This is a genomic window from Actinopolymorpha sp. B11F2, assembly GCF_040195635.1.
Taxonomy (GTDB): domain Bacteria; phylum Actinomycetota; class Actinomycetes; order Propionibacteriales; family Actinopolymorphaceae; genus Thermasporomyces.
This window is the reverse complement of the sequence record NZ_JBEFTX010000004.1, coordinates 219,560-233,299: the sequence shown is the minus strand read 5'-3', so window position 1 is coordinate 233,299 and position 13,740 is coordinate 219,560. Positions and strand designations below refer to the sequence as shown.

Annotated in this window: 14 protein-coding genes; 7 read left to right on the top strand and 7 right to left on the bottom strand. The window is 68.3% G+C overall.

The window, feature by feature from the left end; all coding sequences use genetic code 11:
- The first annotated feature begins 109 nt into the window (after window positions 1–109).
- Together ABN034_RS09960 and ABN034_RS09955 are read left to right on the top strand one after the other, a co-directional pair.
- Window positions 110–310: a cold-shock protein gene (locus ABN034_RS09960; protein WP_092656270.1), complete on the top strand. Its 201-nt coding sequence runs from the start codon at window positions 110–112 to the stop codon at window positions 308–310.
- Window positions 311–505: 195 nt separating this feature from the next.
- Window positions 506–1,222, top strand: a complete 717-nt coding sequence (locus ABN034_RS09955; RefSeq protein ID WP_349690707.1) for an acyltransferase — start codon at window positions 506–508, stop codon at window positions 1,220–1,222.
- A gap of 29 nt (window positions 1,223–1,251) precedes the next feature.
- Here ABN034_RS09955 and ABN034_RS09950 read toward each other — a convergent pair whose 3' ends face one another.
- Complete coding sequence (locus ABN034_RS09950) at window positions 1,252–1,722, bottom strand: BlaI/MecI/CopY family transcriptional regulator (RefSeq protein WP_349690706.1); 471 nt, start codon at window positions 1,720–1,722, stop codon at window positions 1,252–1,254.
- A 639-nt stretch (window positions 1,723–2,361) separates the two neighbouring features.
- Between ABN034_RS09950 and ABN034_RS09945 the strand changes: the two genes are divergently transcribed.
- Entirely contained in the window at window positions 2,362–3,168 is an 807-nt protein-coding gene (locus ABN034_RS09945; RefSeq protein WP_349690705.1) for a M23 family metallopeptidase, read from the top strand.
- A gap of 108 nt (window positions 3,169–3,276) precedes the next feature.
- On the top strand, window positions 3,277–3,762 hold the full coding sequence (locus ABN034_RS09940) for a hypothetical protein (protein ID WP_349690704.1): 486 nt from the start codon (window positions 3,277–3,279) through the stop codon (window positions 3,760–3,762).
- A 6-nt stretch (window positions 3,763–3,768) separates the two neighbouring features.
- Here ABN034_RS09940 and ABN034_RS09935 read toward each other — a convergent pair whose 3' ends face one another.
- The 6 genes from ABN034_RS09935 to ABN034_RS09910 all read right to left on the bottom strand — a co-directional run bounded on the left by ABN034_RS09935 (window position 3,769) and on the right by ABN034_RS09910 (window position 10,230).
- Window positions 3,769–4,551, bottom strand: a complete 783-nt coding sequence (locus ABN034_RS09935; RefSeq protein WP_349690703.1) for a class I SAM-dependent methyltransferase — start codon at window positions 4,549–4,551, stop codon at window positions 3,769–3,771.
- Complete coding sequence (gene manD, locus ABN034_RS09930) at window positions 4,548–5,762, bottom strand: D-mannonate dehydratase ManD (RefSeq protein WP_349690702.1); 1,215 nt, start codon at window positions 5,760–5,762, stop codon at window positions 4,548–4,550. Before manD ends, ABN034_RS09935 begins: the two co-directional genes overlap by 4 nt.
- Window positions 5,759–6,703: an ABC transporter permease gene (locus ABN034_RS09925; RefSeq protein ID WP_349690701.1), complete on the bottom strand. Its 945-nt coding sequence runs from the start codon at window positions 6,701–6,703 to the stop codon at window positions 5,759–5,761. The genes manD and ABN034_RS09925 overlap by 4 nt, the downstream gene beginning before the upstream one ends.
- Window positions 6,703–7,626 carry an ABC transporter permease gene (locus ABN034_RS09920; protein ID WP_349690700.1) on the bottom strand — a complete coding sequence of 308 codons (924 nt, stop codon included), beginning with the start codon at window positions 7,624–7,626 and terminating at the stop codon, window positions 6,703–6,705. The genes ABN034_RS09925 and ABN034_RS09920 overlap by 1 nt, the downstream gene beginning before the upstream one ends.
- Entirely contained in the window at window positions 7,623–8,915 is a 1,293-nt protein-coding gene (locus ABN034_RS09915; protein ID WP_349690699.1) for an ABC transporter ATP-binding protein, read from the bottom strand. The genes ABN034_RS09920 and ABN034_RS09915 overlap by 4 nt, the downstream gene beginning before the upstream one ends.
- A 70-nt stretch (window positions 8,916–8,985) precedes the next feature.
- Complete coding sequence (locus ABN034_RS09910; protein ID WP_349690698.1) at window positions 8,986–10,230, bottom strand: extracellular solute-binding protein; 1,245 nt, start codon at window positions 10,228–10,230, stop codon at window positions 8,986–8,988.
- A 395-nt stretch (window positions 10,231–10,625) separates the two neighbouring features.
- On the opposite strand from ABN034_RS09910, the gene ABN034_RS09905 reads away from it, so the two are divergent.
- The 3 genes from ABN034_RS09905 to ABN034_RS09895 all read left to right on the top strand — a co-directional run bounded on the left by ABN034_RS09905 (window position 10,626) and on the right by ABN034_RS09895 (window position 13,718).
- Window positions 10,626–11,519 carry a sugar phosphate isomerase/epimerase family protein gene (locus tag ABN034_RS09905; RefSeq protein ID WP_349690697.1) on the top strand — a complete coding sequence of 298 codons (894 nt, stop codon included), beginning with the start codon at window positions 10,626–10,628 and terminating at the stop codon, window positions 11,517–11,519.
- A gap of 368 nt (window positions 11,520–11,887) precedes the next feature.
- Window positions 11,888–12,679, top strand: coding sequence for an electron transfer flavoprotein subunit beta/FixA family protein (locus tag ABN034_RS09900; protein WP_349690696.1), 792 nt, complete (start codon window positions 11,888–11,890; stop codon window positions 12,677–12,679).
- Between the two features lie 67 nt (window positions 12,680–12,746).
- A complete protein-coding gene (locus ABN034_RS09895; RefSeq protein ID WP_349690695.1) occupies window positions 12,747–13,718 on the top strand; it encodes an electron transfer flavoprotein subunit alpha/FixB family protein in 972 nt (323 codons plus the stop codon).
- Window positions 13,719–13,740: the final 22 nt, after the last annotated feature.

Below are 13,740 nucleotides of genomic sequence, written 5' to 3'. Positions count from 1 at the left end.
AACTCTTCGTCCGCGGGATTCGACACGCGGGGATAGGACCCCCGTGGCGACTCGGTGCTCGTGAGGTTCGGGCACTGCACCAACGTCTCCGCGAGGGGAAATCAGGAACATGGCGCAAGGGACCGTCAAGTGGTTCAACGCTGACAAGGGCTTCGGCTTCATCTCCGTCGACGGCGGTCAGGACGTCTTCGTCCACTTTTCCGCGATCGTTGCCGACGGCTACCGCAGCCTGGACGAGGACCAGCGGGTGGAGTTCGACGTCGTGCAGGGCCCGAAGGGTCCGCAGGCCGAGAACGTCCGCACTGTCTGACCACGTTCGCGTGATCTGAGTTAGGCCACCAGAGGAGCAACTGCTCTTGAGCAAGGGCCCGCGGGATTCCTTCCCGCGGGCCCTTGCTCATCTCGGCTGCTCGTCTCGGCACCCGTCGAAGCCGAACCTGCTTTTGGCACGACGCACTCGTGTCGGGTGCACGTGTGGCGTACCGGCGTCGTAGGGTCGGATGCCGTGCGACGCCGCGTCCGAGATCCGCGCCAGGCCAGGTTCCTCACCCTCGCCAGCCTGCGTTGGATCATCCGCCATCGCGCCTTCACGCCGTACCACCTTGTGCGCTACTGGCGCTTTCTGCTGCTGCGGATCAGGCATCGCGATGTCATCACCGAAGGGTTCGTTTTCCTCGGTCGGCGGGTGGATCTGCAGGTACGCAAGGGATACGGACGTCTGGTGCTCGGGCGCTTCGTCCACCTGGGCGACGGCACCAGATTGCACGCCCACGAGGGAACGCTCCGGGTCGCAGACAAGTGCGTGTTCGGCCGCGACGTGACGGTCAACTGTTATCTGGACATCGAGATCGGCGCCGCGAGCCTGATCGCGGACTGGTGTTACGTCGTCGACTTCGACCATGTGACGAGTGACCTCGCCGCTCCCATCAAGGACCAGGGCCTCATCAAGTCGCCCGTACGCATCGGGCCGAACTGCTGGCTGGGAACCAAGGCCACGGTTCTCCGCGGAAGCTTTGTCGGGACCGGTGTCGTGGTCGGCGCACACGCGGTGGTGCGCGGTGAGATACCCGACTACGCGATCGTCGCTGGTGTGCCGGCGCGCTTCGTGAAGGACCGACGTGCCGTCCACGCGGCGGAGGCGAGTCACCGGGAGTATCTCGAAGGTCTGGCTCGGGGTGCCGAAGAGGCAGCGGCGAAGGCCCGCGGGGTCGGCGGCCCGTAGGTCGTTCGTCGTGGGCTGGGCACCGCTGGTCAGGGCCGGGTGGCGCCGTGGTCCGCAGGTCCGCTGACGGTGGGGTCGCGGAGGGTCGGGTCGTTGACGAAGGTCTCGTGGACGGTGGTGTCGGAGTCCGTGCTCCCGTTCGGTGCGGGCAGGACGACCCGCAGCGCGTCACGAAGCGCGTCTATCTGGTCCGCGTTCATCGCCTCGATGAAGTAGACGAGGGCGGCCGCCGGATTCTCCGCCGCCGACCACGCCTCGTGCATGAGCGCGGCGGTGTAGGACTCCCGGGACATGACCGGCGAATAGCGATAGGCCCGACCATTGGTCTCGCGGCGTAACCACCCTTTGCGGAAAAGCTTGTCGAGAACGGTCATCACGGTGGTGTGGGCAAGACTCCGGTCAGGCAGCAACGCTTCCCGAACCTCGCGCACCTGAACCGGGTGGTCGGCCGCCCATACGCGCAGCATGACCTGTTCTTCGAGCTGTCCAAATCGGGGCATCCCGCCATCCTTTCCCGCAGGTTGGGCGGAAATGTGTCGAAGACACCTCGGATCATCAGGTAGAGATCCGACGTGTCGTTGATGGATAACGTCCGAGGGCTGTGATCCGTGTCACGCCACAAATATTCCTCCTACGGATCATCGTACGGATGCTCGCGGCTTCGACGCCGATTCGTACTTCGCGGATAAATCCCGTTATCGACGCATCACCGCCAACCAGGCATGGACGAACTACCGAGCCCGGCCAGGCGTGACATTGCACCTGTGTGAATTGGCGGCCGCGGCTTTTCGGTGCCGCGGGGCTCGACTTTAACGCACGTATTTCCACTCCGACTACGAGCGGGAATCGTAGGTGCGCACCTGCGCAGGGCTGGCATGGCGAAAAGTCCTCTGTTAGGACTGTCCGCGGCCGGTGAGCGGAATTCGGCAGCAACGTCGGTGTCGACGTGCGTGCATCTTCCTTCTCTCACCCGGCCAGAGAAACAGAGTCCGCCTGGGCGCCTGCACACCGGGGGCGCGGTCGAAGACCGCCGATTCATTGGCGACCCCACGCCCACCGTTGGGCACGGCACATTTCGTCTCGACAGGGCGAACAGGTGTGCCGTCTACGTTTTCGAGGTAACCGTTGTGGAGTCCTTCTTGCGGCGTATTCGCACTCTGTGGACATTTCGGTGGCGCAAGATTCCGTTGACGATGGTGGCGACGGCACTGGCGGTGTGCGGTGCCGGTGTGGGAACGGCTGTGGCCGTTGGTGGAACGTCCGCGACACCGCAGCCGGCCGCCGCCTCGGGCACGGGGGAACGTGCCGCGGGGGCGGATGTCCACCTCGCCCGCGATGCTGCTCGCGCCCGGGCCGCTCGCGAGCGGGCCGGGCGTTTGCGGGCCGACGCGAAGTTGGCGGCAGCGAAGAAGGCCGCGGCGAAGAAGGCGGCAACGAAGAAGGCGGCAGCGAAGAAGGCCGCGGCGAAGAAGGCGGCAGCGAGGAAGGCCGCGGCGAAGAAGGCGGCCGCGAAGCGTGGAGCAGTGGAAGCAGCCAGGAGGCCTGACTGGGTTCTTCCGCTGGAGTCGTACCACCTCACCGGCCGCTTCGGGGCCAGCGGAAACCGTTGGGCGTCGTCGCACCACGGACTGGACTTCGCGGCGCCGAGCGGCACACCCATTCGCGCGGTGGGCTCGGGAGAGATCATCGCCTCCGGGTGGGACGGCGCCTACGGCAACAGGATCAAGGTGCTGCACGCCAACGGCACCGTCACGCTCTACGGCCACATGTCCCGCTTCGAGCGGTCGTCCGGCAGCGTCGAGGCCGGTACCGTGATCGGCTACATCGGCGCGACCGGCAACGTGACCGGACCACACCTGCACCTCGAGGTACGCCCGGACAACGGTGGTCTCTACGACACGATCGACCCCGAGGACTGGCTGGAGGACAAAGGCCTCGACCCGTAGGCCACACGGAGTCCCCAGAGGCGGTCGGATTCCGACATCTGACGGCGTCGCGAGGGTGCGTGAGCCGGTTGGTGGCCTACCCTCGAGGTGTCGTCGAGGGGAGCGGCCGTGCCGGACAACGCGCGCAGCACCACAGCAGACAGCAACGTGTCAGCAGATCCCACCACCGCCGAACCAGCGACCGCGCCAGACGAGGCGGCGCGGGAGGCTTCGGCGGCCCCGCCGCCGTCAGCACCGCCGCCGTCAGCGCCGTCATCGGGGCGTGCGGACGGCCGGCGTACGCCGGGGGACCGGAAGCGCCCAACCGGCTCTCTGGTCGGGAAGGCGCGCGAGGTGGTGGCGACCGTGGTCTTCGCGGTCGCCGTGCTGGCGGCCCTCGTCATGGCGCTCGGCGCGATCCTCACGGCGTTGGGAGCCAATCAGGACAACGAGATCGTGGCCGGCGTCCTGGGCTTGGCGAGCTGGCTGGACGGGCCGTTCGCCGACGTCTTCACCTTCGCCGATGCGATGAAGCAGACCCTCGTCAACTGGGGGATCGCCGCGGCGGTCTACCTCGTGGCCGGACGCGTCGTCGAGCGCGTCGTCCGTCCCTGACCGGCCTCAGGAGGGGACGTTCGCGACCGCCAGCAGGTCGAGCGAGGCGTCGAGGTCGGGCAGAGCGCCTTCGCCGATCCCGGCGCGCAGGTGAAAGTCCTCGTCGACGAGGCTGGTGACGAAGGCCGCCAGCTCGGGCGACCAGTCATCGGGCGGATCGGCGAGCTGGGCCTTGACGAGGTCGCCGTGTCGGTGGTCCCAGGCCAGGATCCGTTCGCCGTGGTGGAGACCGGCGACCGTCGTCGCCTCGAGTCCGGCCCGCTCCAGCAACGCCCGAAGCTCACTGCCGACGAGCTCATGTGCGTGGCAGATGTTCCCCGGTGGGAACGTCAACCGGTTCGGTGTGGAGAGCACGATGCGCCCGCCTGGCCGGGTGACGCGGACGCACTCGGCGAGGAACGCCGGCTGGTCCCACAGGTGCTCGATCGTCTGCAGGCTGACCACCGCGTCGAACGCGTGCGAGGCGTACGGCAGCGCCACGAGGTTGCCCCGCAGCACCGGGACGTCCGGATAGGTCCTGCGCACGTGTGCCGTCACGTCCGCGTCGTAGTCGAGTGCGGCCACCCGGGCTCCGGTCGTACGCCGTAACAGGTCCGCGCCGTAGCCCTCGCCCACGCCCGCGTCGAGCACCCGCCAGGACGGTCCCGCCCCCGCCGCGAGGAACTGCTCCGCCACCCAGTGGTAGACCACCTCGTGGCGGCGGAACCAGTAGTTCTCGTGCCAGATGCCAGGCATGGTGCGTTCACCTGTCAGTGGCAGCGCGTCGGGGGAGGCCATGAGCCTGCTCACCAGCTGTGCACGGTGCCGTCGGTCAACCGGTTCACCGGAAGGTAGGCCGGTTGGTACGGATAGCGGGCCGCGAGCTTCTCGTCGATGTCGACGCCGAGACCGGGTTCCTCACCGGGATGCAGGTAGCCGTCGGCGAACCGGTAGCTGCGTGGGAACACCTCGTCGGTCACCTCGGCGTGGGGCATGTACTCCTGAAGCCCGAAGTTCGGGATCGCCACGTCGAGGTGGAGCGCCGCGGCCATGCACACGGGCGACAGGTCGGTCGCGCCGTGCGAGCCCGACCGCACGTGGTAGAGCGCGCAGTAGTCGAAGATCCGCCGCAGGTGGGTGATCCCGCCCGCGTGGACGACCGTCGCGCGGACGAAGTCGACGAGTTGTTCGGCGACCAGTTGCTGGCAGTCCCAGATCGAGTTGAAGACCTCGCCGACGGCGATGGGTGTCGTCGTGTGCGTCCGGATCAGCCGGAATCCTTCCTGCAGCTCGGCCGGGACCGGATCCTCCAACCAGTGCAGGGCGTAGTCCTCGACCCGCTTGCCGAGCCGCGCCGCCTCGATCGGCGTCAACCGGTGATGGACGTCGTGCAACAAGGTGAGATCGGGCCCGAACCGGTCTCGGACCGCCTCGAACAGCCGGGGAACGTGGGTGAGGTAGCGCTGTGTGGACCAGGTCGCCTCGACCGGGCGCGCACCGGCACCGGCGGGTTCGTACGGCGTCGAACCCTTGTGCACGCCGTACATCTTCTCGATGCCGGGAATGCCGCACTGCACCCGGACCGCGCGGTAGCCGAGATCGACCAACCGGGCCACGTCGTCGACGGCCTCAGCCACCGACTCGCCGTTGGCGTGGCCGTAGACCGTGACGCCCTCGCGGCTGCGGCCGCCGAGGAGTTGGTAGACGGGCAGGCCGGCGAGCTTGCCCTTGATGTCCCACAGGGCTGTGTCGACGGCGGCGATCGCGGCCATCGTGACGGGACCGCGCCGCCAGTACGCGCCCTTGTAGAGGTACTGCCAGGTGTCCTCGATCCGCTGGGCGTCCCGTCCGATCAGCAGCGGGCAGACGTGGTCGCGGAGATAGCTCGCGACGGCGAGCTCGCGACCGTTGAGCGTCGCGTCACCCACGCCGGACACGCCGTCGTCGGTACGAATCTTCAGGGTGACGAAGTTCCGGCCCGGACAGCTGACGATGACACTGGCGTCGACGATGGTCGTCATTTCGGCGGTGCTTCCTTGACCTCGGCCACGAGTTGCGTGGGGTTGACGAACCTCAGGGCGATCAGGAGGAGGACCAGCATCGACCCGGTGTAGATGACCGCCATCGCGTCGACGGACTGCTGCGCGCGGATTCCCGCCGCCGAGATGGAGTAGTACAACGCGACGACCAGGGTCTCCGACCCTGGACCAGCGGTGAGGAAGGTGAGTTCGAACATCCCGACAGACCGCACGAGTACGAGGATGCACGAGGCGAGGATCCCCGGTGCGAGCAGGGGACACAGGATGCGGATCAGGACGTCCCACGTCGTCGCTCCACACATCCTGGCCGCGGCCTCGATGTTGGGGTCGATCTGCTCGATGAACGGCGTGAGCACGAGGATGAGGAACGGCACCGAGGGGACGAGGTTGGCGAGCACCACACCGATGAGCGTCCCCGCCAGGTGGTACTTGTAGAGCGCCGTCGCGAGCGGCACGCCGTAGGTCATCGGCGGGATCACGATCGGCAGCAGGAACGCCAACATCACCAGGCGCTTGCCGGGGAAGTCCCGCCGGGCCAGCACGTAGGCCGCCGGCACACCGATCAGCGCCGACAGTCCCACGACCGCGGCGGAGACCTCCAGCGTCACCAGGAGCACGTACAGCAGCCCGAACTCCTCCCACGCCTGGGTGTACCACTGCGTGGTCCAGCCTTCCGGGAGCCAGGTGTCGAACCACCGGGTGGCGAAGGAACTCGCCAGGACGGCGCCGAAGACGCCAACCAGGTTGACGAGGAAGAAGCCGACGATGCCGAGGACCAGCCAGCCGAGTGGACTGGCGACGAGCCGGCGCCGCTCGCGCTGGGGCGGGTGGAAGTCGGAACGCTGTTGACGCCGGGCGGAACGGCGTTCGGAGCGCTCCCGGCGCGCCGTGGCGCGGATCGCTGCCGTACTGCGCGTGACCATCACACCCGTCCCCTCGTCGCACCGCGGTAGAGCCGGGAACGCCACCCGAGGATCGCCGCGATGACGACGAACTCCACGCCGCCCATGACCATCGTGATCGCCGCCGCCATGGTGTAGTCGTACTGCTCGAACGCCGCCTGGTAGGCGGCGATGGCGATGACGCGGGTCTCCCCGGCGGGCTCACCGACGAGCACGGCGGACGGGAAGACCGAGAACGCGAGAACGAAGTTGAGGCAGAAGACGATCGCCAGCCCGGGCGCGAGCAGCGGCAGCGTGACGTGGCGGAAGCGTTGCCAGCGACCGGCGCCGAGCGTGGCGGCGGCGCGTTCGAGCGTCGGGTCGATGCCGGTGAGATAGGAGAGCGTCAACAGGAAGGCGAACGGGAAACCCGTGATGACGAGGGAGAAGAACACGCCCCAGTAGTTGTGGATCAGCTGCAGGGGTTCGTCGATGAGGCCAAGCGTGCGCAGCGTGCGATTGAACCACCCCGTCGGCCCGAGGTAGGTCAACAGCCCTTCCGCGGTGAGGACCGTGCCGAGGGTGACGGGCACGACGAGCAGCGTGGTGAGCGACCTCTTCCCACGGACTCGACCGCGCAGCCGGTACGCGACCGGAACGGAGGCGAGGACGTTGACTGCCGTCGCCGGGATGGCCAGCCACAGTGTGGTGGCAACTGTGTCGCGCAGGTGCCGGTCTGCCCAGAACCGCGCGAAGTTGGCGAACCTGCCGCCGGTCTCCGGCTGGAACGACAGTCCCACGCCATAGAAGAACGGGTAGACGAACAGCACACCGAAGAACAACGCGGCGGGGATCAGCAGGAGCAGCACCCGGTCGATGCCGTGCTCGGCCAGCCGGTGGCGAAGGGCCGGCTTGCCGCCGGTGTCGTCGTCCACATCGATCGTCAGCTGCTCGTCGTGGGTCACCGGTGGCGTCCTCGGGGCGTGTCATCGCGGGTCCCCGACGGATAGACCAGGATGCGTTCCGGCCGGATCGTCACCTGAACCCGGTCGCCGGGCGCCAACCGGTGCGGGGTCAGCAGGTGGATCCGGGTGCCGTCCGGTGTGCGACCTTCGACGGCGAGTTCGCGTCCCTGGTATTCGCAGACCTCGACGCGGACCTCGATGCCGTTGTGGACGCCCCACTGGTTGGTCGGGGATTCCACCCCGGGTGCGCCCGGGGGAGAAGTCGGACCGTCGCCGGTCTGGCCCTGGCCGGCCTCATGCCCAGGCGAGGATCCCTGCCCCTGACGGCCTTCGGGGGACGGCGCCCGTGGGGCTGCCCACGCGGGTTGAGGACCACGCGGATCGCCGCCTGGCCTGACGACCACCAGGTCCTCGGGCCGTGCCATCGCGACCACCGGGTCGCCGACCGTGAGCCGGGCCTGTGCGGCGCCATGCAGGGCCCATCCGTTCCCCGCCACGAGGACACCGCCGCGCCCGTCGATCGCGTGGACCCGCAGCTCGAAGTCGTTGCGGTAACCCATGAAGTTGGCGACGTAACGGTTGGCGGGCTGGCTGTAGAGCTGCTCCGGCGTGCCGATCTGCTGTGTGCGCCCCTCGCGGAGAACGACCAGCCGGTCGGCGAGCGACAACGCCTCCTCCTGGTCGTGCGTAACGTAGATCGTCGTCAACCCGAGCCACTGGTGGAGCCCGCGGATGTCGGTACGCATCTCCAGCCGGAGCCGGGCATCGAGGTTGGACAACGGCTCGTCCATCAGCACCAGCGCGGGTTCGAGCACGATCGCCCGTGCGATCGCGACCCGCTGCTGCTCGCCGCCGGAGAGCTGGTCGGGCAGCTTGTTCGCGTGCTCCTCCAGACGTACGAGCGCGAGGGCGTCGTTGACCCGGCGCTTGATCTCCGCGTCGGGAATCTTGCGCATGGCAAGGCCGAAGCCGATGTTCTTGCGTACGGACATGTGCGGGAACAACGCGTAGTTCTGGAACACCATCCCGAAGCCGCGCCGCTCCGAAGGAACGGTGTCGATGCGTTCGGCGTCGAGCCAGATCCGGCCGCCGGAAAGCGGCAACAGACCGGCCAGGCAGTTCAGCGCCGTCGACTTGCCGCACCCGGACGGGCCGAGCAGGGCGATGAACTCACCTGCCTTGATGGTGAGGTTGAGCCGGTGGAGTGCGGTGTAGTCACCGAACCGGCGCGACACGCGTTCGAGGGTCAGTCCTTCGAACCCGTCGGTCCGAGCGTCGGTTGATGTCATGAGCCGGCCTCCCGCGTGAGCATCGCAGCGAAGCGAGGAGTGGAGCGCGGGCGGCTGGCGGGTAGCGCTGTCATGACTCCTTGACTTTCGACCCGCCGATGAGGCGGTCCCACTTGTCGAACGCCTTGACAAGTGCGTCGGCGTCGAGCGGTGTCTCGGTGGGGTGGTCGTCGATGAGTTGGTCGTATTCGGGGCGGCCGAACTCCTCGAGGATCTTTCGGCTTGCCGGCGGTGCCATGTCGAGCGTCACGCCCTTGACCGCCGCACCGAACAGGAACGTGCCGTCGTCGTAGATCTTCGCCTGCTGCTCCACGCTCAGCATGTGGTCGAGCAGGAGCAGGATCGCCGCCTGTTTCTGCACGGACACGCCGTGGGGTACGACCGCGTAGTGGGCGTCGGTGATCCAGTGGAAGCCGTCGAGCGCCGCGATCTCGACTTCCTTGGGCACCGTGCCCAGCACCCTCGGGTTGATGTCCCACCCGGTCGTCGACGCGATGAGGTCGACGCTGCCGTTGCCGAGGTTCTTCATCGTCTCGGTCGTACCGGACGGGTAGTACTCGATGTACTTGTCGAGTTCCTTCAGGTAGGCCCAGGTCCTGTCCCAGCCCTTCACCGGGTCTTTCGGGTCCTTGTCGCCGAGGATGTAGGGCAGCCCCATCAGAAGCGTCCGGCCCGGACCGGAGTTGGCGGGTCGGGCGTACATCATCCGCCCCGGGTGTTCCTTCGCCCACGCCAGCAGTGCGTCGGCGTTCGTGGGCGGACTGGGGACCTTCTCCGGGTTGTACTCCAGGAGCGGGCCGGACGGGTCGTACATCACGACGGCGCCGTAGCCCTGGGCCAGCCACTGCATCTTGCTCGCCGCGGGGAGATAGTCGTTCATGTGTGTCAGCCGCATCTGGTGTTTGGGCACCAGTGGCATCCAGAGTTCCTGGGAGATCCCGGCCGCCAGGCCGTCGTTGCCGGTGAGGACGAGATCGATGTTGACCCGCCCGGCGTCCTGCTGGGCCCTGATCTTGCCGGTGAGCTCGGGCGCGGGCGACTTGGAGTAGGTCACCCGGCTCACGATGTCCGGGTTCTCCTCGACGAACTCGTCGATCATCGGTTGGGTGAACTGCAGGTCGCCGGCGACGTCGAGGATGTTCAGCGTGACCGGCTGGGCCGGCTTCGCGGGAACCTCGACCTCCCTGCCTCCCGTCATACTGCTGAAGCCCGCTCCTGGTGGTGGCTCGGGTGCACCACAGGCGATGAGCACGAGAGCCGCGCCCAGCCCAGCGGCGACGTACCGAACTGCACCACTCACGATGGCAGCCTTCATGGCAGCGTCTCTCCTTCGCCGGCGAGCATTGCGGTGACGAGCGACACGAGGTCCATGGGAAACGGGTTTCCCGAAGACGACCACAGCGGGCGTTCGACGGTCAAGACCCCACTTTTCGTACCAACCGGACACGTGGAGTCGCGACCACCCCCGGTATGACCCCCGGACCGACACGCGGGGCAAGGCCAGACACGACCTCGCTGCCCCGCTGTGGGTGAAAGAGCATAGTCCCCGGACGAACCGGCGCAATCCACACCGGAACGGTCCTGTTTCGGCCCAGAGCCGGCGGACTGCCCCACGACTCGACGGTGTTGTGTGGACGAGACTTGAGAGGTCGCTCCTTCCATGGCGGCAGCGGCGACAGTCCTCGTAGCGACGACGAGAGGGGTACGCCTGTGGGCGGTACCAGTGCCACCACTTCCACCACACCGGGCACACCGACCGGCGACGCGTTCTTCACCAGCCTCAACCCCGGTGCGCTCGGTATCAGCCCGGGCTTCGAAGCGGCGGTGGAGCTCGCCGGCGAGTTCGGTTTCGGCGCGGTCGACCCGGACGCCCGCTACCTCGGGGAACAGCCCGAAGCCGAGCTGTCGAAGGTGGGCGAACGCCTGGAGAGCGCGGGTCTGCGTTGGGGATCCGGTGGCGTGCCGGTCGACCTCACCGGTGAAGCGGCGAAGTTCGCGGAGCAGCTGTCGGGTCTTCCGGCGTACGCGGCGACGCTGGCGGCGGCAGGCGTCGAGCGCGCGGGTACGTGGATCCGGCCGATGAGCGACGCGGTGACGTACCAGCGCAACTTCGCCCGGCACGTCGAGCGGGTGGGCCTCGTCGACGAGATCCTGAGCGGTGCGGGGATCAGGTTCGGGCTGGAGTACGTCGGGCCGAAGACCTTCTGGTCGACCGAGCTCTACCCGTTCGTCCACACCCTCGCCGAGGCGCGCGAGCTGCTGGCGGCGGTGGGAAGTTCGAACGTCGGCGTCATCCTGGACACCTTCCACTGGTACACCGCTGGCGAGACGGCCGACGACCTGCGCGGACTGACCGCTGACCAGGTGGTCGCCGTCGACCTCAACGACGCGCCGGTCGGCCGTGAACGCGACGAGCAGATCGACGGCCAGCGGACCCTCCCGGGAGCGACCGGTGTCATCGACCTGGCGGGTTTCGTCGGTGCGCTGCGCGACATCGGTTATGCCGGGCCGATCAAGGTCGAGCCGTTCAACGCGGAGCTTCGGGCGCTGCCGGTCCGCGATGTCGTGGCGAAGACGGCGGACTCCCTCTCCGCCGTCCTCTGAGCCTCGCCCGGCTCCTCGTCGCCCGAAGTGCTCCCGGCGTCCGCCGGGGGCGGCAAATGACCACGCTGAGCAGGTGTGTGGCACCCGGGACAGGTGCCGACGCCTCGTGAGGGTGCGGACGCCTGCTCAGCGTGGTCATTTGCACCGCGCCGAGGCCCCCACGCGTCCCCGCGGCACGTCGGTTGCCGACTAAGCTACTGACGGGTAACGTCTCGATGGTCGGGTTCGGGTCCAAGGTGTTCGCTCGAGTGCGTTCGCCAGGTGCGGCGAGCCTGGCAGGCTGGTAGCCACGCGAGCGCCCGCGACTCGCGGGGTGTTCGTTCAGCCGCGTAAGCGCGCCCGGAGCGAGTGAGGAGCCGGACCGGAGCATGAAGATCGTCGTCTGTGTGAAGTACGTCCCCGACGCCACAGCGGACCGCACCTTCGACCCTGGCGACAACACCGTCGACCGGGTGAACGTGCCCGGCCTGCTCTCCGAACTCGACGAGCACGCGATCGAGGCGGCGTTGACGCTCGCCGAGGCCGGTGACGCCGAGGTCACCGCCCTTGCGGTCGGCCCGCCCGACGCCGCCGCCGCGGTGAAGAAGGCCCTGCAGATGGGCGTGGACGCCGGCGTCCACGTCGCCGACGACGCGGTGCACGGTTCAGACGCGGTGGCCACGTCCCTGGTGCTCGCGAAGGCGCTGGCGAAGATCGGCGAGGAGGGTCCTGTCGACCTCGTTCTGTGCGGCATGGCCTCGACCGACGGCGGCATGTCGGTCGTTCCCGCGATGCTCGCCGAGCGCCTCGACCTGCCGCAGGTGACTTTCGCCGCGAGCGTCGAGGTGGGGGAGGGCGGCGTACGGATCCGCCGGGACGGCGAGACCGCCACCGAGATCGTCGAGGCGTCCCTGCCGGCGGTCGTCTCCGTCACCGACCAGGCCAACGAACCCCGTTACCCGTCGTTCAAGGGGATCATGGCGGCGAAGAAGAAGCCGGTGCAGACCTGGAGTCTCTCCGACGTCGGCGTCGACCCCGGGGAGGTCGGGTTGGGCGCGGCGAGGACGGCGGTCGCGTCGTACACACAACGCCCACCACGTCAGCAGGGCACGGTCGTCACCGACGACGGCGACGGCGGTCGGGCACTCGTCGGCTTCCTGGCCGAGCAGAAGTTCGTCTGAAGCACACGCGCGGAAAGAGATTCGTCTGAAGCACGCGCGCGGAAAGAGATAGGGGAAGGCTTCCGGCATGGCAGAGATCCTCGTCCTCGTCGACCACAGTGACGGCGCCGTCCGCAAGACGACCACCGAACTGCTGACGATCGCCCGCCGCCTCGGCGATCCCGCCGCGGTGTTCATCGGCAGCGGGTACGAACGCGCAAAGGACACCCTGGCGAGCTTCGGCGCCCAGAAGGTCTACCTCGCAGAAGACCCCGAGCTGACCGACTACCTCGTGGCACCCAAGGCGGAGGCCCTCGCCCTGGTGGCGGAGCGCGCGACGCCCGCCGCGATCCTGCTGACCTCCAGCGCCGAGGGCAAGGAGATCGCGGGACGGCTCGCGATCAAGCTCGACGCCGGCGTACTCACCGACGCGGTCGACGTGGTAGCCGGCGAGAACGGCGGCGGGCCGGTCACCACCCAGTCGGTGTTCGCCGGCAACTACACCGTCGAGGCGAAGGTCACCCGCGGCACGCCGATCATCACGGTCAAGCCCAACGCCGCCACCCCGGAGCAGGCTCCTGCGCAACCGGTGGAGGAGAAGCTGGACGTCGCCGTGTCGGACCAGGCGAAGACGGCCCGGGTCGTCGAACGCACGGCACGCACCCAGACCGGCCGCCCCGACCTCACCGAGGCGGCCATCGTCGTGTCCGGCGGCCGTGGCGTCGGGTCGGCGGAGAACTTCGCCGTCGTCGAGGCACTCGCCGACGCGCTCGGTGCCGCTGTCGGGGCGTCGCGGGCCGCGGTCGACTCCGGTTGGTACCCACACGCCTACCAGGTGGGGCAGACCGGCAAGACAGTGTCGCCGCAGCTGTACGTCGCGGCCGGCATCTCCGGCGCCATCCAGCACCGGGCGGGCATGCAGACCTCGCGGACGATCGTGGCCGTCAACAAGGACGCCGAGGCGCCGATCTTCGAGATGGCCGACTTCGGTGTCGTCGGTGACCTGCACACGGTCCTGCCCCAGGCGACGCAGGAGATCACCGAACGCAAGGGCAGCTGACCGGCACACCTGGGTCGCATAC

Bases quoted from the DNA above. Each gene is read 5' to 3' on its own strand.
- ABN034_RS09910 (WP_349690698.1), bottom strand. From the start codon at position 10,230: ATGAAGGCTGCCATCGTGAGTGGTGCAGTTCGGTACGTCGCCGCTGGG.
- ABN034_RS09950 (WP_349690706.1), bottom strand. From the start codon at position 1,722: ATGCCCCGATTTGGACAGCTCGAAGAACAGGTCATGCTGCGCGTATGG.
- ABN034_RS09900 (WP_349690696.1), top strand. From the start codon at position 11,888: ATGAAGATCGTCGTCTGTGTGAAGTACGTCCCCGACGCCACAGCGGAC.
- ABN034_RS09915 (WP_349690699.1), bottom strand. From the start codon at position 8,915: ATGACATCAACCGACGCTCGGACCGACGGGTTCGAAGGACTGACCCTC.
- manD (WP_349690702.1), bottom strand. From the start codon at position 5,762: ATGACGACCATCGTCGACGCCAGTGTCATCGTCAGCTGTCCGGGCCGG.
- ABN034_RS09925 (WP_349690701.1), bottom strand. From the start codon at position 6,703: ATGGTCACGCGCAGTACGGCAGCGATCCGCGCCACGGCGCGCCGGGAG.
- ABN034_RS09960 (WP_092656270.1), top strand. From the start codon at position 110: ATGGCGCAAGGGACCGTCAAGTGGTTCAACGCTGACAAGGGCTTCGGC.
- ABN034_RS09895 (WP_349690695.1), top strand. From the start codon at position 12,747: ATGGCAGAGATCCTCGTCCTCGTCGACCACAGTGACGGCGCCGTCCGC.